Annotated in this window: 25 protein-coding genes; 3 read left to right on the top strand and 22 right to left on the bottom strand. The window is 36.3% G+C overall.

The genetic code is table 11. From position 1 onward, the window contains the following. Positions 1–59: 59 nt before the first annotated feature. Genes NST98_RS01985 through NST98_RS01970 form a run of 4 tightly spaced genes read right to left on the bottom strand, consistent with a single transcriptional unit; the run spans position 60 to position 4,190 of the window. The gene (locus NST98_RS01985) at positions 60–1,304 is read right to left on the bottom strand and encodes a ribonuclease H-like domain-containing protein (RefSeq protein WP_340714263.1); all 1,245 of its coding nucleotides are present in this window, start codon (positions 1,302–1,304) and stop codon (positions 60–62) included. A gap of 25 nt (positions 1,305–1,329) precedes the next feature. Continuing rightward, on the bottom strand, positions 1,330–3,603 hold the full coding sequence (locus tag NST98_RS01980) for a DEAD/DEAH box helicase (RefSeq protein ID WP_340714262.1): 2,274 nt from the start codon (positions 3,601–3,603) through the stop codon (positions 1,330–1,332). Further along, complete coding sequence (locus NST98_RS01975; protein WP_016836998.1) at positions 3,581–3,958, bottom strand: YppE family protein; 378 nt, start codon at positions 3,956–3,958, stop codon at positions 3,581–3,583. The genes NST98_RS01980 and NST98_RS01975 overlap by 23 nt, the downstream gene beginning before the upstream one ends. 34 nt (positions 3,959–3,992) lie before the next feature. After that, positions 3,993–4,190, bottom strand: coding sequence for an endonuclease (locus tag NST98_RS01970; RefSeq protein WP_096550842.1), 198 nt, complete (start codon positions 4,188–4,190; stop codon positions 3,993–3,995). Between the two features lie 162 nt (positions 4,191–4,352). Between NST98_RS01970 and recU the strand changes: the two genes are divergently transcribed. Both recU and NST98_RS01960 read left to right on the top strand, forming a co-directional pair. After that, positions 4,353–4,970: a Holliday junction resolvase RecU gene (recU, locus tag NST98_RS01965; RefSeq protein WP_340714261.1), complete on the top strand. Its 618-nt coding sequence runs from the start codon at positions 4,353–4,355 to the stop codon at positions 4,968–4,970. Positions 4,971–4,994: 24 nt separating this feature from the next. Further along, a complete protein-coding gene (locus NST98_RS01960) occupies positions 4,995–7,646 on the top strand; it encodes a PBP1A family penicillin-binding protein (RefSeq protein WP_340714260.1) in 2,652 nt (883 codons plus the stop codon). A gap of 563 nt (positions 7,647–8,209) precedes the next feature. On the opposite strand, the gene NST98_RS01955 is transcribed toward NST98_RS01960, so the two are convergent. The 15 genes from NST98_RS01955 to dapB all read right to left on the bottom strand — a co-directional run bounded on the left by NST98_RS01955 (position 8,210) and on the right by dapB (position 23,348). Further along, positions 8,210–8,563, bottom strand: a complete 354-nt coding sequence (locus tag NST98_RS01955) for a YpoC family protein (protein WP_340432877.1) — start codon at positions 8,561–8,563, stop codon at positions 8,210–8,212. Then, positions 8,560–9,219, bottom strand: a complete 660-nt coding sequence (gene nth, locus NST98_RS01950; RefSeq protein WP_016836992.1) for an endonuclease III — start codon at positions 9,217–9,219, stop codon at positions 8,560–8,562. Before nth ends, NST98_RS01955 begins: the two co-directional genes overlap by 4 nt. 10 nt (positions 9,220–9,229) lie before the next feature. Beyond that, positions 9,230–9,949: a DnaD domain-containing protein gene (locus NST98_RS01945; protein ID WP_340714259.1), complete on the bottom strand. Its 720-nt coding sequence runs from the start codon at positions 9,947–9,949 to the stop codon at positions 9,230–9,232. Positions 9,950–10,016: 67 nt separating this feature from the next. Beyond that, positions 10,017–11,210, bottom strand: coding sequence for a pyridoxal phosphate-dependent aminotransferase (locus tag NST98_RS01940; RefSeq protein WP_340714258.1), 1,194 nt, complete (start codon positions 11,208–11,210; stop codon positions 10,017–10,019). Between the two features lie 15 nt (positions 11,211–11,225). Then, positions 11,226–11,705 (bottom strand): cell wall elongation regulator TseB-like domain-containing protein, encoded by a 480-nt coding sequence (locus NST98_RS01935; protein WP_340432869.1) that lies wholly within the window; start codon positions 11,703–11,705, stop codon positions 11,226–11,228. Positions 11,706–11,745: 40 nt separating this feature from the next. Further along, positions 11,746–14,544 carry an ATP-dependent DNA helicase DinG gene (dinG, locus tag NST98_RS01930; RefSeq protein ID WP_340714257.1) on the bottom strand — a complete coding sequence of 933 codons (2,799 nt, stop codon included), beginning with the start codon at positions 14,542–14,544 and terminating at the stop codon, positions 11,746–11,748. Between the two features lie 248 nt (positions 14,545–14,792). Next, complete coding sequence (gene lpdA / locus NST98_RS01925; protein WP_340714256.1) at positions 14,793–16,133, bottom strand: dihydrolipoyl dehydrogenase; 1,341 nt, start codon at positions 16,131–16,133, stop codon at positions 14,793–14,795. Positions 16,134–16,347: 214 nt separating this feature from the next. Then, complete coding sequence (gene panD, locus NST98_RS01920; protein WP_340714255.1) at positions 16,348–16,731, bottom strand: aspartate 1-decarboxylase; 384 nt, start codon at positions 16,729–16,731, stop codon at positions 16,348–16,350. Then, on the bottom strand, positions 16,724–17,590 hold the full coding sequence (gene panC / locus NST98_RS01915; protein WP_339288712.1) for a pantoate--beta-alanine ligase: 867 nt from the start codon (positions 17,588–17,590) through the stop codon (positions 16,724–16,726). Before panC ends, panD begins: the two co-directional genes overlap by 8 nt. A 3-nt stretch (positions 17,591–17,593) precedes the next feature. Beyond that, positions 17,594–18,427, bottom strand: a complete 834-nt coding sequence (gene panB, locus NST98_RS01910) for a 3-methyl-2-oxobutanoate hydroxymethyltransferase (protein ID WP_339288714.1) — start codon at positions 18,425–18,427, stop codon at positions 17,594–17,596. 274 nt (positions 18,428–18,701) lie between these two features. Beyond that, a complete protein-coding gene (locus NST98_RS01905) occupies positions 18,702–19,691 on the bottom strand; it encodes a biotin--[acetyl-CoA-carboxylase] ligase (protein ID WP_168411773.1) in 990 nt (329 codons plus the stop codon). Continuing rightward, the gene (locus NST98_RS01900) at positions 19,660–20,853 is read right to left on the bottom strand and encodes a CCA tRNA nucleotidyltransferase (protein WP_340714254.1); all 1,194 of its coding nucleotides are present in this window, start codon (positions 20,851–20,853) and stop codon (positions 19,660–19,662) included. The genes NST98_RS01905 and NST98_RS01900 overlap by 32 nt, the downstream gene beginning before the upstream one ends. Continuing rightward, entirely contained in the window at positions 20,850–21,989 is a 1,140-nt protein-coding gene (bshA, locus tag NST98_RS01895; RefSeq protein WP_096550830.1) for an N-acetyl-alpha-D-glucosaminyl L-malate synthase BshA, read from the bottom strand. Before bshA ends, NST98_RS01900 begins: the two co-directional genes overlap by 4 nt. Before the next feature lie 128 nt (positions 21,990–22,117). Then, positions 22,118–22,525, bottom strand: coding sequence for a methylglyoxal synthase (locus tag NST98_RS01890; protein WP_026018954.1), 408 nt, complete (start codon positions 22,523–22,525; stop codon positions 22,118–22,120). A 25-nt stretch (positions 22,526–22,550) separates the two neighbouring features. After that, positions 22,551–23,348, bottom strand: coding sequence for a 4-hydroxy-tetrahydrodipicolinate reductase (gene dapB / locus NST98_RS01885; protein WP_168411770.1), 798 nt, complete (start codon positions 23,346–23,348; stop codon positions 22,551–22,553). Between the two features lie 287 nt (positions 23,349–23,635). Here dapB and NST98_RS01880 point away from each other — a divergent pair, with 287 nt between their 5' ends. Beyond that, positions 23,636–24,484, top strand: coding sequence for a YitT family protein (locus tag NST98_RS01880; protein ID WP_340704136.1), 849 nt, complete (start codon positions 23,636–23,638; stop codon positions 24,482–24,484). A gap of 107 nt (positions 24,485–24,591) precedes the next feature. Here the strand turns inward: NST98_RS01880 and NST98_RS01875 are convergent, their stop codons facing one another. The 3 genes from NST98_RS01875 to NST98_RS01865 all read right to left on the bottom strand — a co-directional run bounded on the left by NST98_RS01875 (position 24,592) and on the right by NST98_RS01865 (position 26,342). Continuing rightward, a complete protein-coding gene (locus tag NST98_RS01875) occupies positions 24,592–24,798 on the bottom strand; it encodes a hypothetical protein (RefSeq protein WP_340714253.1) in 207 nt (68 codons plus the stop codon). Positions 24,799–25,006: 208 nt separating this feature from the next. Continuing rightward, positions 25,007–25,684, bottom strand: a complete 678-nt coding sequence (locus tag NST98_RS01870; RefSeq protein WP_340714252.1) for a zinc metallopeptidase — start codon at positions 25,682–25,684, stop codon at positions 25,007–25,009. A gap of 58 nt (positions 25,685–25,742) precedes the next feature. Next, positions 25,743–26,342: a DUF1405 domain-containing protein gene (locus tag NST98_RS01865; protein WP_016836974.1), complete on the bottom strand. Its 600-nt coding sequence runs from the start codon at positions 26,340–26,342 to the stop codon at positions 25,743–25,745. Between the last annotated feature and the right edge of the window lie 100 nt (positions 26,343–26,442).

Below are 26,442 nucleotides of genomic sequence, written 5' to 3'. Positions count from 1 at the left end.
CGACTCATTGAACGAAAAGATTTTGTCAATATTTGCGCTTACCTGGGAAATGAAAGTTTCTATTCAAAAGTATGAAATAATTTCCCATTTTTCTTTTTTATACGCTGCAAACGTTTATCCCAAGTTTCTAGCTGTTTTTTCTTTTGATTCTCATTGAAAAATGTTGCCTGTTGAAGCAAATCTATTCCTTTTATTGTATACTGTAATGCTTTTGAATAGTCTTTCATTTGATGTTCATAGAGCATTGCCAATTGTTCAAAAGCTTTCAATTTTTTTCTCTCGTCAATTATATGTATTGCCTTTTGAAAAGATTCAATTGATTCTAGAAATTGTTTATTGCGTTTTTGTTGAAATGCTAAATAGAAATATGCGAGTCCTGATTCTTTTACATCAAATTGATTTGTTACAGATAATAATACTTTCTCGCTTTGTTGACGTTCCTTTAAATCATCGTACCATTTTCCAATATTTATATATGTAACTGCATCATCTTGTAACGCATGGTCAAGAAGAAGAGTTGTTGAATGAATATAAAGAGTCAATAATGATAATATATCCCATTCATTGTGTTGAAGAACTTTCATTAGTTCGATAGCATTTCCGCTCTTCACCGCATCTGCATAAATAATCGGAGCAAGAAATCCCGGAATATCATGTTCCCTTTTGAAACCTAATTTTTCTTCTTCCACTTTCGTCAACTTTACTTTTTCTAAGTGGTTTTTCCAGATTCGCTTTGAACTATGTAATAAATCGATTTGTCTAGGCGTTTGTAATTTCGGCAAAAAGTTTTTATGAAAGGTCCAACGCATCTCAAGCTGCGGCCAATCAAAACTTTTCCCGTTGTATGATACAATTGTATTCCCCCATTGCCATAGCTTTGATTCAAATAATAATGCTGCTTCATTTGCTGGATCAGCTAATACGTATTGATTCAACACAAATTCCTCTTCATCAATCCCAAGCAAACCAATGAGAAAAATTTGAGTTCCAACTCCCTTTAAGCCCGTTGTTTCTGTATCAAAAAACAACACTGTTTCCTCTGAGGATATTGCATATGGATGGTGAAATTTAGTCTGTTCCCACTTCTCTACTGCCTGAAAAAATTGTTGAAGTTGATACCATCCATGCTGATAAGTAAATGGATATCGTACTTGTCGATGAAACACCACTCCAAAGTCATTTTCTACGATAGAAAGCCCAGTCTTTCCCCAATTGGAAATATAGGCTGGTTTTTCTGGTTTTTGATATGAAGGTTGTTCAGAATGCTGTTCTTTCTTCTTTCCAAGCATTTTTTTCAGTTGCATTATTTTATTTTCGTAACTCATACCATCACATCATTTCATTAAATAAAATCTTTAATATTTTCAATACTCTCGATTTTCCATCGGATAAATTATCTTGTGCACCGATGCAAGACGGGCAACCATATTCACATGGGCAAGATAAGACATGTTCAATCGTTAATTCTAAAATAGGTACGAGAAGATCATATACTTTCTCACTTAAACCGATTCCCCCAGGATAGCTGTCATAAATAAACAAAGTCGGTTTTTCATTGTGTACGGACTTTACTTGTGGAACAACTGTGACATCATTTCGATCGCATTGGATATACAACGGGATGAATGATCCGATGGCATACGCAGCCCCAGTTAATGCATCTGTCAGCATCTCCTCTGACCAATTTTCCGGCAAATCAAAGGAAATCCACGTAGCATTTGTATGCATCTCCATAGGTGGTATATGAATCTTTCCGGATCCAATATTATCTAATGTTGTCATATGAATCTTTTTGAAAATAGTAGGTATAGCGACTAAACTTACATCTCCGTAGCTAACCGTCACATTCTGATACATAGCTGATTTATCTTCACTTAACACTTTTAGTTCCACAGCTAAATTGGCGTCTGTGTAGTAATTTACATCGACTTCACGAACATATGCCTTCTTCTCTTCCCAATCGAGTTTTTCCACTTGGTATTGAACTCCTTGATGAAGATAAATCGCTTCTTCATGCAATAACGTCATAGCAGAATACGTATCCATTTCACCAATTACTTTCGTGCCCGCTGGAATGGTTTGGTCAATAATGACGACATTTTCGCCAGCAGCTGAACGCAAGTTTACATCATGAGCTGGAAAACGGTCGCTCATCCAATAATAATGAGCATTTGTTTTCACTAGAACGCCCTCTTCTTGCAAATACTCTAACAACTCTTGAACTTCAAATTCTCCATAAGTTTCATTCGTCGAAAAAGGTAATTCAAATGAAGCACACTTTAAATGACTCATCAAAATCAAAATATTATCTGGATTAATAAGTGCTTCTTCCGGAGCGTTGCCCAGTAAATAGTCCGGGTGGTTGACGACATATTGGTCAAGAGCAGTAGAATTTGCTACATATATTACCAATGCGGAATCTTGTCTTCTCCCCGCTCGTCCAGCTTGTTGCCATGCACTGGCGATATTTCCTGGATATCCTGTCATAATACAGGCTTGTAACTGTCCGATATCGACACCTAATTCAAGGGCATTCGTACTTACAACAATTTGGATTGTGCCATCTCGCAAACCTTTTTCAATTTGACGCCGCTCTGAAGGTAAATATCCGCCCCGATAGCCTTGAATTGATTCATCTGCAATTTTATTTTTTGTTAGCTGTTTTAAATACGTAACGAGCCTTTCGACGCTGACACGGGATTTGGCAAAGACAATCGTTTGAATCCCAGCTTGATATAGTTTCGCTGCTAAATCTCTTGCTTCTAATATAGAACTTCTTCGAACACCAAATGTTGTATGTATAATTGGAGGATTATAGAAAATAAAAGTTTTCTTTCCTACCGGTGCACCTGATTGAGAAATTAATTCATGCTTCGTATTTGTTAATTTTTCAGCCAACTCTTTTGGGTTTTTGATCGTTGCTGATGTACAAATAAAAACAGGATTGCTGCCGTAAAAATGGCAAATTCGAAGCAATCTCCGAAGGACATGGGCTACATGACTGCCAAAAACACCTTTATATGTATGGAGTTCATCGATGACTATAAACTTTAAATTTTCAAAAAGCGAGACCCATTTCGTATGGTGGGGCAAAATGCCTGAATGTAACATATCGGGATTCGTCATTACAATGTGGCCAGCTTTTCTTACTTTTTGCCGAATATTTGGTGCTGTATCACCATCATAAGTATAGCTGTATATTTCCTCATCTATGGCGTCAATCAAGTGATTTAAATCTGTCTTTTGATCTTGTGCCAACGCTTTTGTCGGAAATAAATAAATCGCTCTTGATGAAGGGTCTTCTAAAATCTTTTGTAATACGGGCAAATGATAACAGAGAGACTTTCCGGAAGCGGTTGGCGTAATTGCAGTAAAAGATTTTCCTGCAAGAGCTAAATCAAATGCTTGGCGTTGATGCGTATATAATTTTTTTATTCCTCGCTCTTGTAGCGCTTTTTTTATAGAAGGATGAAGATGTTCGGGAAAATCTGCGTACTGCCCTTCTCTACCTTCCATTGTCACGATATGAGCAATATTTTGTTTTATTTCCTCATCTTCTTGCCATTCCCTAACTAACTCATCAATCGTTCTTTTTTTCTTCACCGTTCTTCTCCTCCAAATACCTTAACAATGTTGAAAGTGTATATTGTACCGAATGCACAGATTGAAGGAATCTTTTTTTGCTCGTTTCTTTATAAAAGGATTGTACGACGAACTGATCCATCGATTCTACGACATTGTAAATTTGTTGTATATGCACATATTTTGGCTTCGTTTCTTCAATCCATTGAATGGCCAGTTCTTTCCAGTCTATGAGGAATTGGTGTACATCATCCGAATGCGGTTTAACTTCTTCAAAAAATAGAGGTGTTGCGTCAAGTTCTCTCATTTTAAAAAAACGTTTTCTTGACGCATCACACTCATCTAATAACCATTTCGTCAGTTCTAGCAGTTTCATAGAGATTACCCTCTTATTCTTAGTGTATCAAAATCTATTCTAATTCACTAGCAATAGGGGAACAAGCATTCTTTACATGAACATTCTTTTCTGCTAAGCTTACTTTTTGATGAGTGGAAACAATTTGTCCGAAAAAGTAGTCATTAATCATAGCTCGTTCATTTTCTAGTTTGGCGGTCATCATTTCATCTAAACAATCCAATTGAGATATAAGCAATTGAAATTTATTCATACGAATCCCTCCTTATTATTTGTTAATTCAATATATATAGGAGAAAACCTTTCATCTAGCCAAAACTAGACATCGTTAGCTAAAAGAACAATTTTTTCGATAAATTTTTATGTTAAACTTATTTCTAGTTTTGGATATCATTTTCAAGAGGGTGATTTTAGGATGCTCAAATATCCGAACGGAAAACCATATAAACCGAAAAGTACAACATCAAATGCGAATCCTATTCAAGAGAACAAAGATTTTTCTTTTGGAAATCGAGGAAAAACTCTTGAAGATGAAATCAATGAGACAAATGCGTACTATTTAAGTAGACAAATTGCAATCATTCATAAGAAACCTGTTCCCATCCAAATCGTCAAAGTAGAGTATCCAAAAAGGAGTGCGGCAGTCATTCGAGAAGCATATTTTCGTACTCCATCTACTACAGATTATAATGGGGTGTGGAACGGCTACTACATTGATTTTGAAGCAAAAGAAACGGAAAGTAAAACTTCTTTCCCTTTAAAAAATGTACATGAACATCAAATCACCCACATGAAAAATGTAATCAGTCAACAAGGAATAGCATTTACCATTGTGCGTTTTTCTAAACTGGATCGATACTTTTTACTACCTTTTTCCGTTTTATATGATGCGTGGTGCAACATGAAAAACGGAGGACGAAAATCGATACCAATCGATACTTTTGAGGAGAAAAGCTATGAAATCATTCCAGGTTATAATCCTAGAATCGATTATTTAAATGCTATAAAAAAACTCATTTCCAATGGAGAATGATAGACATGAAGCGAGGAGATAGAATTGAGTGAAAATAGACGCTCTCGAACAGAAATACGAAAAATACGAGAATCTCAACAAAAAAATCATAAAAAACCTATAAAAAAATGGTTGAAATGGGGAATCATCTCCATTTTTACTCTCTTTTTCGCCGGTTTAGTTTTTGGAGCGGGATTGTTCTTTTATTACGCAAGTTCAGCGCCTGAGTTGAATGAAGAATTATTGAAAGATCCGATTTCTGCAGAGTTTTACGACATGAATGGAGAACTCTTTGCAACAATCGGTGTTGAGAACCGAAAATATGTTGAATATGACGAGATTCCACAAGAAATGGTTGATGCGATTCTTGCAACAGAAGACGTAAGATTTTTTGATCATTTTGGAATTGACTTATTCCGTCTAGGTGGTGCGGTAATCGCGAACTTTACCGGCGGATTTGGTTCACAAGGAGCAAGTACGATTACTCAACAAGTAGTGAAAAACTCTTTTTTAAGCAATGAAAAAACATTAAAACGTAAGGCGCAAGAAGCATGGTTATCGATTCAATTAGAACGCATGTATGACAAAGAAGAAATATTTGAAATGTATTTCAATAAAGTTTTGATTTCAGGGAACATTTATGGATTTGCTACAGGAGCTGAATACTTCTTTGGCAAAGAATTAAATGAATTAGAGCTAGATGAAATTGCCTTATTAGCCGGTATGCCACAAAGTCCAAACAATTACAATCCGTTTAAAAATCCAGATAGAGCGGAGAAACGCCGCAATATCGTATTAAGTTTAATGGTTCAACACGGAAAAATTACGGAAGCCGAGGCTGAGGAAGCAAAGAAAATTGATGTAGCTTCACGTTTATTACCGGAAGAACAAAGAAAAGGCGTTGCCGGCACAAAATACGATGCCTTTTTAGACATTGTATTAAATGAAATTGAAGATCGGGATCCAAGTCTATTATCTGAAGGTATAAAAGTTTATACAACGTTGGATCCAAAAGCACAAACTACCGTTGAAAATATCATGAATAACGCAAGCAATTTCCCGACAGAAACGATTCAATCCGGGGTGGCAGTTGTTGATACAACATCTGGTGCACTGCGAGCAATTGGCGGTGGACGCAATTTTGGTGCAGGTAGAGGCTATAACTACGCTGACGACGCAAAAAGACCTCCTGGTTCAACAATGAAACCGCTAATCGCATATGGTCCTGCCATTGAATATTTCAAATGGTCTACCGGAAAAACCATTGTGGATGAACCACATACGTATTCCAATGGTAAACAATTCGGAAACTGGGACGGAAAATATTTTGGCCCAATTACTATTAGGGAAGCGTTATATGCTTCTCGAAATATCCCAGCAGTAAAAATATTGCAAGAAGTTGGGCTCAACCAAGCAAAAGAATTCATTTCAAAATTGGGTATTGAAAGAGATGAAATTGTAGAAGCAGATGCTATTGGTGGCGGTAAAATTGAATTATCGCCTATCGAAATCGCTGCGGCATATGCAGCTTTCGGTAATAACGGTGTTTATAACAAACCATATGCCATTAAAGAAATTGTTTTCCGAGATGGCTCTAAAATCTCGTACAAACCTGATCCGGTAGTGGCGATGAATGACTATACAGCTTATATGATTACAGATATGCTTCGTGATGTAGTAAGTTCAAAAAGAAACGCAACAGGTACAGCAGCAAGAGTTTCAGGATTAGATATCGCCGGGAAAACTGGTACAACAAACTATGGTGCCGATGAATTTAGAAAATATAACCTGCCAAGTACAGCAGTGCCAGATTCATGGTTTGTCGGATATTCAACGAATTATTCCATTGCTATTTGGAGTGGATACGAAAAACGTTCTGAGCCTATAACAACTTGGGATGAACGACGCCTTCCACAAGTATTGTTTAGTAAAATCATGGGGGAAATTTCTCAAGGAAAAGAGACGAAACGATTTGCAAAACCAAATTCAGTCGTTGAAGTAACAATTGAAGTTGGTACAGAACCGTTAAAACTCGCAAGTAAAAATACACCTAGTGAACTTCGAAGAACAGAGCTGTTTGTACGTGGAACAGAACCAAAAGAAGTTTCTGATGCATATGAAGAAGTGGATATAGGAGCACCGTTTAATTTACAAGCAGTTAACCAAGTATTTGGAGTAGTTGATTTAACATGGGACTACACAATTCCGGAAGACTATGAAGGTTCGGATGTTCAATATGAAGTATCCATGCAATCCGATGATGGCAAATCATCCGTCGTCACAATTACAGCGGATAAACATGCTTCCATATCAGGTATTGAAGCCGGCAAAACATATACTTTCACCGTTGTTGCAATTATCGGAGAAAACCGAAGCACACCAGCATCTGTATCCATTACTATTGATGGCGGAATAACAGAACCGGATGTTGAATTACCTGATGATACTGAGGAACCTTCAACTGACCATCCACCAAATCATAACAGAAACAACGGTAACCAAGGAAATCCAAATGGTAATAATGGTAATAATGGTAATAACGGAAATAATGGAAACAACAACGGAAATAACAATGGTAATCCAAATAATGGAAACAACAACGATTTTGATGATTGGTTCTCACCAGGAGGAGAAGGCAATGTCGTAAATCCCCCTAATGGACCAACACCACCTGGGGAAGCTTCAAAAGACGACTAAAATTCAATAATCATTCATTTATCAGAGGTTGGGACAAATCTAAAAAAACATCATTTTCTCTAAGGAGAAAATGATGTTTTTTTGATATGTTATTGAAATTGATTTCCGTTCCGGGGACGCTTTCCGCGGGCCCGGCTCGAGCCTCCTCGGAGCTCATCCCTTCGCTCCTGCGGTGTCTCGAGACACGGGCTGTTCCCGCAGGAGTCGCCCCGTCACTACAATCAATTTTTAGTTATATCAATTTTTTATCAAAACTCTTTCAACTGTCCCTTTAATTTTTTGTTTATGTCCCAGCCTCTTCTTTTCTATTTCATCCAATAAAGAAAGGATTCGTTGATTCTATTCTACTATCTTGTCAACATTTTTCTTTATTTGAACAATCAAATTAAAGAAAAGGTATTCAACTATACACAATATTACATATGGAATAAGTGCTAAAAGAAAAAGCATAAAATTTTGCACTTTCTATATAATCAACTGATATTGGAATAATTTGTTAATATTTCTCCACAAAAAAGTGGCACAAACGATTACACTCGCCTATGCCACTATTGTTCCATTCATTATTTCTGTACCCTTAACCGCGCATATCGTTTCTTCAATTCTTTAAATAACTCATCTAACTGCACAAAACATGCGTATTGTCCGGGTCTTCCTTTGATGAATTGAAAACGCTCCATCCCATTCAATGGCATTGCCTCATATTCTTCAGAGAGCAAGAACTGTTGAACTTGCGATTCTGAAGTTTTGACAATCAACTCCTCAAACAAACTAATGCCTTGCTCCATTAAACTCTGAGCTTTTTTTCCATTGCGTTCGTCATGCGCATCAAAAATTTCTTTTGATAACTTTTCCCAAGCTTCAAAATAAGGCTCGATTTGTTCCTTTTGTATAGCATCTTTCCTTACCCGTATCATTGTTTAACCAACCCTTTTTTCAACCGTTTTTGCCCTTCGCGACATAAGTCAAGCAATGGACATTGATGGCACTGAGGGTTTTGTGCCTTGCAATGGTAACGGCCAAAGAAAATTAATTGATGATGGGTTTTGGACCATCTTTCTTTAGGTGTTTTTTTCATTAGCGTTTCTTCTACTTCTAACACGCTGTCCTTCCATCGACAAAGCCCAAGCCGTTTTGTTACTCTTTCTACATGGGTATCTACCGCGAAAGCCGGAATTCCAAAAGCCACTGACATCACAACATTCGCTGTCTTTCTTCCAACTCCAGGTAATGAAGTTAACTCTTCTCTCGTTTTTGGAATTTCTCCATTAAATTCTTTTATAAGTTTTTCACACAACTTTTGAATATTTTTTGCTTTATTGCGATAAAGCCCAATGGAACGAATATCTTGCTGCAACTCCTCCAATGGTACCGATAAATAATCGTCTGGTGTTTTATATTTTTGAAACAAATTTTTTGTCACTTTATTGACAAGTTGATCAGTACATTGGGCAGATAGAAGAGTTGCGATTGTTAGTTCAAATGCATTGCTGTGTACAAGCTCACAGTGGGCATCTGGGAACATTTCGTCGATTACTTCTAAACAATGCTCCCACTGTTTTTTTGTCAACATTCTATCTCCCCTATTCTCTTTCATCTAACCAATTGTAAAATGGTACTTTTTTTCGATTTTCTGTTGCACTTTGATTCGGAGGGGCGGAAGGTGAATTATGTTTTGCAAATTGCTCCCGCTGCTTTTCAATTTGCTGGATTGTTCGAATATTTTTCTTTTTCCATTCAAATAAAATACGGTCAATGTAACGGAAAGACAATTTTCCAGCTAGCACTGCTTCCTTCAAAGCTTCTCGTATAATTTTTGGAGGGTGATGATCCTGATCTAACCATAAAGAAATGGTTTCAATCTCAATCGGTGATAGTAAACGACCAAATTCCTGTTCAAAAAGGGAGAATAATTCCCCTTCCTCTTTTTTCTTTTGGAATTCTTCTTGCTTCATGGATTGTGCTTCCATTAAATCTAAGATTCTATCCCATAGAGGGAAAATTGAATATTTCTCATAAATTTTGCCGCTTGAGTCAATTCCTTGAGTGATTTCGATAAAGCCTTTTTGAAGCAATCGTTGTAACTTCGCAGTAATTTCATTTTCCGTAAAATGCATTCTGTCCGCTAATGCACTTGGGGGAGGAAAATCAATGTTGTCGGAATGGAATGCAATAAGTTGGAGTAATAGCAACGCTTCATCATCAGAAATCCCCAATCTTTTGTAATATCGAAAAAATAGTTCTGGGATGCTTACATTTTTTTGCTCTATCCAGTTACGGAGTCGATGATTTTGTTCCTTCATATGCTTGACTCCTTTCATTATGAAGTAAGCGTCCGTAATATACGGACGCTACGTATTGCGAAACTGCTTATTCTTGCCATTTATCTTTAACAAATCGATCGATTCGTTCAATGGCTTCTTCAATTAAGTTTAAAGATGTTGCGTAACTGATTCGAATTGTCGTTGGCGCTCCAAAACCAGAACCTGGGATTACCGCTACGTTTGCTTCCGTTAGCAACGCACTTGCAAATTCATCTACTGAAGCAAATCCAGTTTTTTGAGCTGCCTCGCTGACATCTGGCAATAAATAAAAGGCACCTTGAGGTTTCACTACTTTGAAACCAGGAATTGCACTTAATTTTGGATAAATAGTTTCTAATCGAGACTCAAAGGCTTTTCTCATTTCTTCTACAGAGTCTTGTGGTCCATTGTAAGCTTCAATCGCTGCATATTGAGATGCAGTTGTTGGATTGGAAGTTGAATGAGATGCCAAATCTGTCATCGCATTAATAATATCTGCATTACCTGCAGCATAACCGATTCTCCATCCCGTCATTGAATGGGATTTTGAAACACCATTAATAACAATCGTTTGAGCTTTCACTTCTTCGGAAATTTGTGCGATAGAGAAGTGCTCCGCTCCATTGTATAATAGTTTTTCGTAAATTTCATCTGATACAATCAGAATATTATTTTCTAATGCTATTTTCGCAATGGCTTCCAATTCTTCACGAGTATAAACCATTCCCGTAGGATTGCTTGGTGAATTGATAATAACCGCTTTTGTTTTATCCGTAATAGCATTTTTTAGCTGTTCAGCAGTAATTTTGTAGTTTTGTTCACTTGTTGCTTCAATATAAACTGGTACTCCACCAGCCAGTTTTACTTGCTCAGGATATGAAACCCAATATGGAATTGGAATAATAACTTCATCGCCTTCATTTAAAATCACTTGGAATAATGTGTAAAGAACATGCTTCGCTCCAACACCAACAATGATTTCATTAGGTTTATATTCCAATTGATTATCTCGTTTAAATTTCTCAATAATCGCTTGTTTTAAAGCAGGAAGACCTCCAGAAGGCGTATACTTTGTATACCCTTGTTGCATTGAATCAATGGCTGCATCCATGATGTTTTGTGGAGTGTTAAAATCTGGTTCACCAGCTCCAAGACCAATCACGTCAATGCCTTGCGCTTTCATTTCTTTTGCTTTTGCTGTAATTGCTAAAGTTGTAGATGGTGTTAATGTTTTTACACGATTGGCTAATAATTCTTTCATTTGTAATCTTCTCCCCTATAAGTTCAAAATGCGTTTCCACCATTGTCCATCTTCAAACAAAATGTAGACGTAATTGAGTTTATCCGATTTGTTAATATAAGCGATTTCCCAAACAGCGCCTGGTTCCTCATAGCCTAATTTTGTATGAAGCACTTGTTTAACATTTTGTTCATCTAAAAATGATTTAGCCTCGTCTTCTGTTATACCGTCTTTTAAGCTAACGATTTGTATCGATTTATCATCTAATGTAATCGGTACAAAAACAGCCTTTTCCTCACCCTTTTCATCTACTCCGAAAACGGTGACATACGGTTTATTTCCATTGTAAACATAAGCATCAGTGGCTGTTTTGATGGAATTAGATGAAATTGCTAATTCCACAGCCTGCTTCTCTATTTTTACAAATGGGCTTGACGCTTTCCAGAAGACTAAAACAGATATTCCAATAGTTAATATTAACATAAAACTTGTGATAAAAATAATCCAATTTTTCATTTAAACACCTTATATTTTATGGAATAATTTTTTCTTTTTTTCAATTGTTGTCTACCTGCTTTCCTTCCTCACCTTTGTTATTATACCAATGTTGTAAGTCTTTCACCATATGTTGTAGAGGGAGTTTTTCAATTTTAATGTTAGGAAGTGCTTTTATAAATTCTTTACCATACGATTTCGTTTCAATTCGTCGATCCAGTACAATGAACACTCCTTTATCTTTTGACGAGCGAATGAGTCTCCCGAATCCTTGCTTGAATCGTAATATTGCCTCAGGTAAAGATAAATCTATAAAAGCGTTTTGCCCTTTTTCTGTTAACATCGTTGCTTTTGCTTTAAACGTTGGTTCATCAGGGGAAGAAAAAGGTAGCCTTACTATGATGACAGCACTCAAATCTTCTCCAGGTACATCGACCCCTTCCCAAAAACTGTTCGTACCAAACAATACAGATCGATGGAATTTTTGGAATGATTTTAATAACCGCATTCGGCTACCACTCGTAACACCTTGTGCAAATAACAAATAGTCATTTAATAATTTTGCTTCTTGAATAAGCTCAACCGTTCTCTTTAGCATATCTTGCGAAGTAAATAAAACAAAACATCGACCTTCAATCGTTTGAATAATTTGAGTTACAGCCGCTGCAACCGATTCAATATAATCCGACTGCGATACTCCTTGAATATCTGGCATATCGGATACGATATAACCTTTCGCTCCACCGTAATAGTTTTGGGGAGCTTCCAATTTAAGAATCGGGACATTGTCGGCTATTCCTAATTGTTTTGCTATAAATCGCTCATTATTCGGAATGGTCAAAGTGCCCGACGTCCATATAACACCTGCGTTTTTCCTTAAATTATTAAACAATACATCGACTGTTTCTGTTATTTCAATCGGCTTCTTGTATATGCGAAGGCTGCCTGGGATATGCCGTTTATCTATTTCAACCCAAACGGCAAATTGATTGCTTTTTACAAAAAATAGTTCATCCCATTCAGCTAATTTGATTTTTAATTCTCGAATCCAATAATCCCAACGTTCTAACAGCAGCTTATTTTTCTTTGGGAGTTCTTCAACATCTTGACGAACTTGGTTTGAAACATATTCCGCTAAATCAATCCATTTTTGCAAAGTTCTCGAAACATCTTTCAACAATGGCATATTTAATGATAAATCATTTAAAAATGCCGTCTGTTTATAATCTAATAAAGGTGGTTTTTGATTTTGTATTGAAATTGCGAGTGTTTGCATTGCGCTTTCAATACGTTCCAAAGTAGTTGCAAAAGACTTTTCTAATTGGAAAAATAGTTGTTCAGAGACTCTTCCTGTTTGTATTGCTGCTTTTCGAAAAGCTTGGAATAGACCTGAATCAGAAGAAATTCCAATCTGACCAAAAAGATATTTCCATTGAGCATAAGAAAACATAATTTGATCACGTTGAATTGCTGCTTGTACAAATTGGTGCGCTTCGTCAATTACCCATCCGTCAATCGATTGGAAAATCGGCTCAATACGCACTAAATCAGCTAGCAACATTGCATGGTTCGTTACAATAATATCTGACTCTAAGCTTTCCTTAATGGCTTTTTCAAAAAAATCAAAAGAATTTTGGTGATTGCGATTTTTTTTGCGAATTTTTTCAACGAATAATTGCCCTCCGCCGGATAGATTCAATTCACTTAAATCACCAGTATTCGTTTTTGATAGCCATACGATAATTTGCAAAATCGTCAACGTTTCATCGTAGGAATGTCCATCTTGTTGAATGAGCTGTTCAAATAACTCTAAATCGATGTAATTTTGCATTCCTTTTAGTAGAGATACATTTACCTTTATTCCTAAAACCTTTTCAATTTTAGGAATCTCTTTATATAAGATTTGTTCAAGTAAATATGACGTATAAGTACTAATGCATATTTTCTTTCCTCGTTGCTTTGCATAGATAATGGAAGGTAACAAATATCCAAGCGTTTTCCCAATCCCTGTGGATGCTTCAATCATAATTTCTTTTTTCGCTTGATAAGTTTCCCAAATGGCATCCATCATTTGAAATTGCTCTTGGCGTTTTTCAAATTTGGGAAAGTGTTTTGAAAGAAGCTCAACTTTTTCATCAGTAGAATATGGGTAACTTCCCTTCAAATCTTTTTCAGCACTTTTTAGCGCCTTTTTCTTTAATGCGAATTGTTGATAATAGATATAATCCGATTCGTTCTCGATCGTTTTCCGTTTTACTTGTAATGCTTGGAATAATAAATGGGAAATATTCGATTTTAATTTAAATGACTGTTTATGCAATTGTTCAATAGTTGGAATGGGAAGTGATAACATTTCTTCCCAACATTTCTTGAATAATAAAGCCGTTGCCATCGCATCATCATCCGCTCGATGTGCATTATTGAGCGGAATATTTAATTCGCTGGCAAGATCCGCTAATTTATAGCCTAATGCCATAGGAAACAGTATTTTAGATAGTTCAACAGTGTCAATTTTCTTCCCTTTCCATCTCGGCAATCCCGCACGTTCAAATTCCGATTGCAAAAAAGATAAATCAAAGTCGGCATTATGAGCTACAAAAACTGCATCCTGCAATATTTCATATATTTCTTCTGCATATGATTCGAATGGTAATGCGTCCTTGACGTCTTGGTCTGAAATATTTGTTAAATCTTGTATAAATAAAGGAATCGTTCTTCCTGGATGGATAAAGGTAGTGAAAGTTTTTTGCACTTCCCAATTTTTCATAATGACCATCGCAATTTGAATCATTCGATCTCCTTCTTTAGGAGAATGACCGGTCGTTTCTAAATCGACAATGACATATTTTTGATTTTCCATTTGAATCTCAACTCACATTTACATATGTTTATAATTTATAAGCGAATTTTATCATAACATAAGAATGCATGGTCTTGTTTTACATCATTCATCGAAATTCATATTTTACGAATGCTTATCGTTAATTTGGCTAATTCGCTTCGGATTTTGAGTATTTTCGAATAAAAATATATCTTATTTTGATGGCACTCATTTGCCACATAAAAAAAGCGAAAAGGATATGAAACCTTTTCACTAAGTTAATGTTTTTAAATATGGATTCCTTTCCAAAATACTGTTCTTGCTGCATCTCCAATAAGCTCGCTTTTTGTAGGATGCGGGAAAATGATTTTAGCTAAATCTTCTGCTGTTCCACCAGCCACTTTTACTGCAAGCATGGAATTAAGAATTTCCGTCGCACCATCTCCTACAACGCATGCTCCTAAAATGCTATTGTCCTTTTTGCTTGAAATAAATTTAATGAATCCATCTGCATTTCCTTCCATCAATGCTTTCGGATTTGTTTTAAATGGTAATTTTGTAACAATGACTTCGTCTGCACTTACTTCATTTTCCAATGCCCCAAATGTCGCGATTTCAGGAGTTGAATAGACGCAACGTGGAATGGTAGATAAATCAATCGGTTCTGGTTTATTTCCTAAAATTGCTTCAATGGCATGAATTCCTTCTGCGCTCGCTGCATGTGCCAATTGATGACCTCCGATGATATCGCCAATTGCATATACATGTGGCATATTTGTTTCATAATATTCGTTAACTTTAATGTAACGGCCGTCCATTTCTAATCCAAGTGCTTCTGCAATTTCTACATTTGGTCTTCTACCTGTTGCAAATAATAAATTTTCATATGTATAAACCCCTCTTGAAGTCACAATTTCATTTCCACGAATTTCTTCAAATTCAAAATCGAGTACAAGTTCCACTCCTAACTCATGCAACTTTTTCCGTATAATTGGTCGTGCATCTGGTTCTTCTGTCTGCAAAATGTCACGGCTATGATTTAAAATCGTTACTTTTGTGCCCAATGGTGCTAAGCTAAAAGCCATCTCAATTGAAATCACACCACCACCAATGATTGTGAGTTGCTTTGGCAGCTCTTTCATATTGAAAATCGTATCAGTTGTGTAATATGTTGCTGTCTCTAACCCTTTAAATGGAGGTACGAATGGTTTACTTCCTGTCGCTAAAATAATGTCTTTCGCCTCAAACTCTTCTCCGTTTACTTTAACAACTAAATCTTTTGTTACTTCAGCTTTTCCAGAGTAATAAGTAATCGTATTATTACCAATATAACGATGAATATCTTCTAGTAATTGCTGAATCAAGTCTTCTTTCCGTTGCATTAGTTTTGGAAAATCGATTTCAATGTTATTAGTCGAAATCCCCCACTGTTCTCCTAGCTTCATTTTTTGAATGAGTTTCGAATGTTCAATCATGATTTTGGACGGAATGCACCCAAGATTAAAACAAGCTCCTCCCACTTTCCCTTTTTCTACTAAAGCAATGTTTAATCCGCTTCGAGCCGCATAAATTGCTGCAACATAGCCTCCTGCACCTGCTCCAATAATGGCAACGTCGTATTTCTTCATTTTCATCACCTCTTTAACAAAAATATCACCTAAAAAATTGTAAATCAATGTAAATGAAGGAATTTTTCTTATGCAAAAACAGCAAGTTTGTCATCTGAATAGTTGCAATTTCATTATGTTATTTGCCATTTTCAGAAAAATATTCTTCATTTATTTAAAAATAAAAAAGAGCAAACAGGATATGTCGTTCCAATTTGCTCTCTTTTCTACAAGATTACAGTACAGTAGCTTCAAGTTCGTAGTGAATAATTTCTTTAATTTTATTTCCTTCATCCATAATTGCCACAGTAGGCTTATGTTCCGAAAGTTTTTCTTGCTCTACGTAAGCATATGAAATAATAATTACAATATCCCCTTTTTGAACGAGGCGAGCAGCAGCTCCATTCACACAAATAACGCCGCTACCACGTTTACCTGGAATAATGTATGTTTCAAAACGAGCACCGTTATTGTTATTTACCACTTGCACTTTTTCGTTTGGAAGCATGCCTACTGCATCTAAAATATCGGCATCGATTGTAATAGAACCGACATAATTTAAATCGGCTTCTGTTACTTGTGCACGATGAATTTTTGCGTTCATCATTTCTCTAAACATTCTCTGTATCCCCTTTATTCGTAAACATAATATTGTCTATTAGTCTAGTTTTTCCAATAAATACTGCTGCTGCAAGTAAATATTGCTTCGTGCTGTCATCGATTGGTTTTAAATCTGGATAAGCTAACAATTCAATATAATCGATACGCCCTGTTGTTGTGTTCTTTAAGATATAGTCTTTTGCAACGCCAATAGCTTTTTCTGCATCTTTGGAAGATAAAAATTCCTCTTTCGCAAGCTGCAGTCCTCGATAAATTGCCGGAGCTTCCTTGCGCTCATTTTCAGACAAATACACATTTCGAGAAGATTTCGCAAGTCCGTCTTCTTCTCGAATAATTGGCACTGTACGAATTTCTAATGGGAAATTAAAATCTCTAACAAGAGTAGAAATAATGGCAGCTTGTTGTGCATCCTTTTGGCCGAAATAAGCTCTTGTCGGTTCTGCTAAATGGAATAACTTTGTAACTACTTGCAACACACCATCAAAGTGCCCTGGCCTTGATGCACCACAAAGAATCGTTGCTTGTCTGCCTGCATGAATTCGAATACCGCCATCAGTTGGATACATTTCATCAACTGATGGAGCAAACACAACATCTACTCCTACCGATTCGGCAATTTTTTGATCTCGTTCTAAATCCCTTGGATAAGTTTCATAGTCTTCATTCGGTCCGAATTGAGTAGGATTCACAAAAATACTCATGATGATAAAATCGTTTTCTTCTCTTGCCGCTTTCGCCAACGCCATATGACCTTCATGAAGATAGCCCATCGTTGGTACAAGACCGATTGTTTTTCCTTCTGCTTTTACCTTTCTTACAATCTCTTTTAGTTCGGCTATTGTTGTGACGACTTCCATCGGTTATTTGCCTCCATAAATTGAAAATAATACTTCATCTTTCATGTTGAAGCAATGTTCAGGAGCTGGGAACGAGCCATCTTTTACACTCTTTGTATACCCTTCAATCCCCTTCTGAATGTGTTCCCCAACATTTGCAAATTCCTTCGCAAATTTCGGAATATGGTGATTTCCATATCTTAATAAGTCATGGAATACTAGTACTTGTCCATCTGCTTCAGGACCAGCACCAATGCCGATTGTTGGAATAACTAGTTTATTGGATACAATTTCTGTTAATTGATGAGGAATACATTCCAATACTAGAGCCATGGCTCCTGCTTCTTGGCAACGAAGGGCATCTTCAATTAAGTTTTTAGCTTGTTCTGCCGTCTTCCCTTGGACTTTATATCCGCCTAGAACCCCAACCGATTGAGGTGTCAAACCTAAATGAGCTACAACAGGAATTCCAGCTTGAACTAATTTTTTTATCACATATAACACTTCACCGGCACCTTCTAATTTCAGTGCATCTGCTCCTGTTTCCTGCATCATGCGAACTGCTGTTTTTAACGCTTCATTCGGATCACCATGGTAGGATCCGAAAGGCATGTCCACCACTAAAAATGTGTCTTTAGCTCCTCGACGAACCGCCTTTGCATGATGAATCATATCTTCCACAGTTACTTGCACTGTAGAATCGTAGCCTAAAACAACCATCCCTAACGAGTCGCCGACAAGAATCATATCGACTTCCGCTTCTTCTGCATATTTTGCAGCAGGATAGTCGTAAGCAGTAACCATAACGATTTTCTCACGATTCTGCTTCATCTTTAAAAAATCGCTCGTTGTTTTCATATTGTTTCCTCCTTATTAAATTCGGAGGAAGAAAACAAAAAAATATCCTTCTTCCAAAAATGGACAGAAGGATAGTATTTGTTCGGATGTTTCGAACTTGTTTTCTTCCGTCCCTGTCTTACTAGATCAAGGCAGATTCCATTTATCAAGTTGCGTACAGGTACAGTTCGTTACGATACTGCCCATCGAACTACACAACTTTATTAAAAAGATACAGAAAAAAGCCTAGTTTGTAAAGCGTTGAATGAAATATAAGACAGGGCGTTTGAAATAGCTATTGATTTTGAATCTCAATATCTGCAGAATAAACTTTCTTTATTTGACCGTTATCCAATAATATTTCCAGTACGCCTTCATCGGTAATTCCAATTGCTTGTCCTTCAATAACTTCCCTAATCGTTGATGCTCTAATTCGTTTTCCAATTGTACAAGAATGCTCTACCCACAATTGCTTAATGGACTTAAAACCATTTTCGATATACTCATCTGTATATCGTTCTAAATATGATAGAATCTCCGCAACAAGTTGTGCACGGTCCACTTTTTGCTTTTCCTCTATGGCAACTGATGTTGCAATCTCTTGCAGTTCATCTGGAAAATCAGTCTGTTCATGATTGGCGTTGATGCCAATTCCAATTAACAAACCGTCCACCCGATCCATTTCTGCTAGCATTTCCGTTAATATCCCAACGCATTTTTTTCCATTAATTAAAATATCATTTGGCCACTTAATTTCTGGTGTAAAGTTAGTATATAAAGATTTCATTGCCATTACGATGCTAACCGCAGCGATTAATGTTAATTGAGGCGCTTGGTGAGGGAGAAGATCTGGACGAACAATAACTGTCATCCAAATCCCTTTCCCTTTTGCAGAATACCATGTTCTTTGCATTCTTCCTTTTCCACCAGTTTGTTCTTCAGCAATGATGATCGTGCCGTCTTTCGCACCATCTCTTGCCAACTGGTGAGCCAGCCTTTGTGTCGAATCTATTTCTTCAAAATAATGAATCGTGTGGCCAAAGCGTTTCGTTTTTAAATAGGATGAAATTTTAGCAGCATCTACACGATCAGGTACAGCAATTAATTTATACCCTTTTTTCTTAATCGTAATAAATTCATATCCCTCTTCTTGCAGATTTTGTAAATGTTTCCAAATTGCTGTACGAGAAATTCCTAAATCATCTGCCAATTGTTGCCCCGAAATTGGCTCATCTTTTGCTTCTAAAAAACGTTTAATGATTTTGTCTTTCATCGATAAATTCATTGTGGAACCATTCCTTTAAGTGTTCTTCATCATTTTTTACTCTGCCTGATAATACTGCATATAACGCTTTGTTTAATGCTTCTTTCAACCAAGGACCGCCCTTTAAACCTGACCATTCCATTAAGAGGTTGCCATTCAGTGCAAATTGTTCCATTGATTGAATTGGTAAATGTTCTTTCACCTTCGCAATATGCTCTTTTGCAAATGGAACATTTTTTCCTTGCCAAATTGCAAAATCATAAGCTGTTTCTAAAATTATTAGATCATTTGAAAAATAATCATATTCATCCCAACGTTTTAAGAGACTGTCATACGCTTGAATCACTTTTTTCGTAAAGTTTTTTTGTTTATTGGATAATTTATAAAAATCAATAATATTCTCCATATCATTACGGTTTAGCAAACAGAGGTATGCCCATCCAACTTCCTCTTGCTTTGTGTGAAATTCCTTCCAAACCTCTAAATTCTCTCTAAAGTTGCCAGGTAAGTAAAGGGCTAAATCACTGTCGACTAGAGCTTTAACACCGAAATATACATAATCTGCTACCCACATTTTTGAGAATTCCATATGAATTCGTTCACGGGCAATAAATTCAATTAAATCACAATCTTTTTGGATGGCTTTCATCGTTGATTCATCTATATCAAAGCCTAATTGTGCAGCAAAACGCACTGCTCGAAGCATTCGAAGAGCATCTTCTCGAAATCGGGAATTGGCATCTCCAACTGCTCGAATTATACGATTCTCAATATCTTCTTTCCCACCAAATAGGTCGATAATGGTACCATCCTTTGTATAAGCCATGGCATTAATCGTAAAATCACGCCGTTCTAAATCTTTTGGCAAATCTCGTACAAATGTGACTTCTTCCGGTCGGCGAAAATCTGTATAGGTTCCGTCTGTACGATAAGTTGTTACTTCAATCGGTTTCCCTTCGTCTAAAACAACCACCGTGCCATGCTCAATTCCTACATCAACTGTATTGGAAAATATTTTTTTAATTTCCATCGGTAGTGCACTTGTTGCCACATCGACATCATGTATTTCTCGTTGCAGCAAATGGTCGCGTACTGCACCGCCAACAATGACGGCTTCAAATCCAGCTTTTTCAATTTTATCAATGACGCGCAATGCGACATCCCAATCTTTTACCTGTTTCATACTTTTAATGCCGCCAATCGATAATATAATTCTTCGTATTGATCGATAATAGGTTCTTCGTGGAATTTTGTTTGAACCGTTTGTATTGCGTTTAGTTTAAATTCCTCATGTTTATTTTCATCTGTTAACAATTCAATCGCATATGCAGCCGCTTGTTGCACATCACCTAACTCAACAACATAGCCATTGACACCATGCTCAATTACTTCCGGTATTCCTCCAACGTTCGTTCCAATACCCGGAACACCACATGCCATTGCTTCCAATAGCACTAAACCAAACGATTCTTTTTCAGACAATAATAATTTTAAATCGCTAATAGAAAATAATTCTTCCACATTTTCTTGTTTTCCTAAAAATAAAATATCGTCTTTATATGGAGATTCTTTCACCTGAACCATCACTCGGTGTTTTTCAGGGCCATCTCCAACGAGCAGTAATTTTGCTGGAAGCTGTTTTCGAATTTCGATGAATGTTTCAACAATGTCTGGCAAGTTTTTAATCTTTCTGAAGTTTGAACAGTGAATGATGACCTTTTCATCATCACGAATACCATATTGCTGTTTTAACAGAGTAGCTTTTTCTATTGGTTTAAATACGGATTCATCCACAAAATTATATATCGTTTCGATTTCTTTATTCGTACCAATAATATCATAGGTTTGTTGTTTTAATGCGTTGGATACTGCTGTGACTATGTCGGATTTTTCAATTCCATATCTGATGGCTTGGGAGAGTGTGGAATCTTGGCCTAATACAGAAATATCTGTTCCGTGTAACGTTGTGACAATTCCAATATTTTCTCCACACATATCGCGGGCAAGGACTGCACACACTGCATGCGGTATCGCATAATGAACATGCAATACATCTAATTTTTCATCTAAAATGACATCGGCCATTTTACTTGCCAAAGCGATATCATACGGAGGATATTGAAAAACGGAATAATTATTTACTTCTACTTCGTGGAAAAAGACATTCGGGTAAATTTTCTTTAACCGAAAAGGAACACTAGAAGTGATAAAATGAATTTCATGACCGCGCTCAGCAAGTTTTTTACCAAGCTCTGTCGCTAACACTCCTGAGCCACCCACAGTAGGGTAACATGTAATACCTATCTTTAATTTTCTCACCGACACACGTCCTTTCAATTTATGCGTATTCATTATATTCACTAATTTATACCAACATAACGAAAAGACTAAACTGTTAAACTGAACAATGGCATTCAAATAAGGGAAATCAACAGTATAGCCACTGTTTAATTAAATTTTCTTTCTTGAATGAGTCTCCAATCAACGAAACCTTTTTGGAGCCCTTTTAATAAGATTTCTGCCGTTCCCATATTCGTTGCAAGCGGAACGTGATAAACATCACATAAACGCACGAGGGCTGTGACGTCTGGTTCATGAGGTTGCGCAGTTAACGGATCGCGGAAGAAAAATACCATATCCATATCGTTGTTTGCAATCATCGCTCCAATTTGTTGATCGCCCCCTAATGGACCTGATCGGAAACACGTAACCTCTAATCCAACTTCTTCAATGATGCGGCGACCTGTTGTTCCTGTAGCATATAATTCATGTTGCTGTAATATTTCTTTATATGCAATGGCAAACTCGACAAGACTATCTTTTTTACGATCATGGGCAATTAATGCAATTTTCATATTCACTCATTCCAATCTTCCCGGTTTATAAAATATTTTCCATTCCATAAACTAATTTGTCTAGTTCCATGACTTTTTCGACACAATACACAATGCCATCCATAAAGGATTCTCGGTTAAAGGAATCATGACGAATGGTTAATAATTGACCTTTTCCGCCAAAAATTACCTCTTGGTGAGCGACTAATCCAGGAAGGCGAACAGAGTGAATACGCATCCCTTCAAAATCTGCTCCTCTTGCACCTTTCATCGTTTCCTCTTCTAATGGATGTCCTTGTTTTTGCGCTTCTCTAACTTCTGCAATCATTTGAGCGGTTTTCTTTGCTGTACCAGAAGGAGCATCTAATTTGCGATCATGATGTAATTCGATAATTTCAACGTTAGGCAAATATTTTGCCGCTTCTTTTGCAAACTTCATCATTAACACAGCACCAATGGCAAAATTCGGTGCAATAATACAACCCGTTTTTTGTTCTTCGGCAAGCTGAATTAATTCCTCTAGTTGTTCGTCTGTAAATCCTGTAGTTCCAACAACTGGACGAACGTTATGTAAAAGAGATACCTTTACATGGTCATACACTGCTTGAGGGCTTGTTAAATCAATTAATACATCAGGTTTTGTTTCTTCAATTAATTGTTTTAAATTCAAAAAAATCGGTACATCTAAATCGGGTGGGAACATTTCAAGTTCCGCAAGACTTTCTCCAACATGTTTGTAATCAAGAGCTGCTACTAACTCCATTCCTTCTTGATTGACAACAGTGTTGACAGCTTCCTTCCCCATTTTCCCTCTGCAACCTGCGATTGCTACTCTTATTGTCATTGGCATTCGTCCTTTCATATCATCAATGTTTATTTCTTCTTATAAGGTTTCAAATGGTACTTCTATTCCCCTACTTGCTAATGTCTTTACTCCTATTTTACTTGAATGTTTGCATCCAACAAAAAATTAAGTCGAATATTGTTATGATTAAATGTTTATTATATTATCATATCACTCTTTCTTAACAATCGTAATGAAAAGGAATTTCGTTGTCAAAAGTAGAAAAATAAAACATAATTAAAATGCACTCTTGCCATAACGCCCTTTCTTCATAAGGAGGTAATAGATTGAAGGATATTAAAATCCAACAAATTATTGGAATTATTATAGGAACTGCCATTTTCAGTTTCGGTTTCGTCCATTTTAATATGTTAAATGAGCTGGGAGAAGGCGGATTTAGTGGAATTACTTTAATTCTATTTTTTACACTTAATTGGGATCCGGCAATTATGAACATCCTTTTAAATATTCCAATGTTTATTTTAGGTTGGAAATTGCTTGGACGTAAAGAGTTTTTCTACTCGGTTCTCGGCATCATAAGCGTTTCTGTATTTTTAAGAATTTTTCAAACCTATCAATTTCCGCTAGATTTGCACAACGATTTACTACTGGCATCTTTATTTGCAGGAGTATTTGTAGGTGTCGGTTTAGGTATCATTTTCCGTTGTGGTGGGACTACTGGTGGCGTTGATATCATTGCCCGCCTTGCCAATAAATATATTGGTTGGAGCATGGGAAAAACGATGTTTCTATTCGACTCTTTAGTACTAGTTGCCTCTTGGTTAACTTTCTTAAGTTCCATCACAATGATGTATACGCTTGTGGCTGTATTTGTGGGAGCTAGAGTGATTGATATCGTTCAAGAAGGGGCATATTCCGCGAAAGGGGCATTCATTATTTCCAATAAACCAGATGAAATCGCAAAATCCGTAACTGAAAAAATGAATCGTGGAATCACAGTTTTTCATGCTTACGGATACTATACAAAACAGTCAAGAGATGTGTTGTACTGCATCGTCAGTCGAAATGAAATCGTTCAACTAAAATCCATTATCCGTAAACTCGATCCAAATGCTTTCGTGTCCATTGTTGATGTAAAAGATGTAACAGGAGAAGGGTTCCGAATTGAAGAATAATAAATTGCTTTAGCCCTTTACTTGATCCCATTACATTCAGCTCGTACTTTCAAAGGCTGTCTAGGTAAATCTGCTCCATAAGACAGCCTCACAAAATGTCAAGTATATTAATGATCTTCTTTGAATTCGATCGAAATGCTCTCCTCTGTTAAATCTGATTCTTTAATATCTGAAATTCTAAAACCATCATACGTTTCTTCATCTTCATTATCTAAATAGCTTAAAGATAATTTAATGGAATATATTGCAAGACATAGAATAATAATGAAACCAAGAAACCCGAACAAAAACAGTTTCGAATAACTAATCTTCATCTTTCCCCTCCTGTTCAAGCCGATTTGCTATATCTTATTAATGAAAGGGAGGGCTTATTAATTGATTCATGGAAAATTTGAATTTTTTCTTACATATTTATTTGTTCAAGTTAAATGGAATCTTTGTCACCCGTATATTCCAACTAATTATTCTTCTAAAAAGCAAAAAGGCGAATTGGCATTTGACCAACTCGCTCTTTACAGTTCATTAATCTTCATTAGAACTCATATTTGTAAATATTAAAATTAAACGCAATAGTTCTAGTACAGCCACTGCAGCTGCTGCAACATAAGTTAATGCTGCTGCACTTAATACTTTTCTTGCACCACGTTCTTCATCATTGTTAATAATTCCTAATTGAATGACTTCATTCATAGCGCGTTTCGACGCATCAAATTCCACTGGTAATGTTATAAGTTGGAACAATACGCCGGCACCAAGTAAAATAATACCTAATAAAAGCATATTGGCACTGTACGAAATAATACCGATTAGTACAAAAATCCAAGATAAACTAGATGAGAAGTTTGCAACTGGTACAAGTTTTGAACGTAAAGTTAAAAAAGAGTATGCTTCTTTATGTTGAACAGCGTGTCCGCATTCGTGGGCAGCTACTGCAATTGCAGCCAATGAATCATTATGATAGTTATCTTCAGATAATGCCACAGTTTTTGTCATCGGGTTATAGTGATCGGATAAAACACCTTGTGTTGGAACGACGCGAACATCATAAAGTCCATGACTATCTAAAATCATTCGCGCTACTTGAGCACCTGTTAAGCCTTTTGACGCATGTACACTTGAAAAACGTTTATAAGTGTTTCGAACTTTAAATTGTGCATAAATTGGTAATAATAAAATGATTAGAAAGTATAGAATATACATCCTGTTGACTTTAGTCCCCTTTCCTACTGTTCATCTTACTTTTTATTCTAATTATTTTTTAAATTATATGCAAATAATTACGCTTCTTTAAAGAATAATAGGAAATAGCTATACAGACAATTGATAACCAAAATGTGAAATATCCAATATGGTTGGCATATTTGTATAAACTGCTGTACGTTGGCATTTGTCCATATACATAATCGATGACATCATTATGCAAAGTCCAGATAGCAGCTATGGCAATATGAATGTTTGTAAAGCGGTATTTCTGCATATATAGAATTCCTTCTACTGCCATCATACCATGAGAAACTACCAACATCCATCCTGCAACCCCAATTGAACCTATCTCCATCAATGTTAGTATATTCATCACTACTGCCCATATACCGTATTTCACTAACGTTATTAATGCAAGGGCTTCAATTAATTTAAAGTTCGTGCCCAATAACCAGCCTATAATAGCTAAACAGAAAAATAAGCTCGCAGTAGGGCTATCCGGTACAAAAATGAGAAATTGTGGTGCCGTTCTTGAAAGTTGAGGAATATACCAAATATATCCGTAGATGGTACCTAAGAAATTAACAATGAATAACAAAGTTAAAAAGGTGCGATGTTGTAACACGTACGTAAACTGCGGCAATAAGGTTTTCATTGTGTTTCTCCTTTTTGAAAAAATAGGCATATATGGTTATTATTTTTCATAAGTAATAATACCAAATATGACAGCAGATTGTGAATTATTTTCGAATTTT

Origin of the sequence: Ureibacillus sp. FSL W8-0352 (assembly GCF_038004345.1) — a bacterium.
In the GTDB taxonomy this organism is placed as follows: domain Bacteria; phylum Bacillota; class Bacilli; order Bacillales_A; family Planococcaceae; genus Ureibacillus; species Ureibacillus thermosphaericus.
Note: the sequence above shows the minus strand (reverse complement) of the source record. Positions and strands in the feature narration are given on the sequence as shown.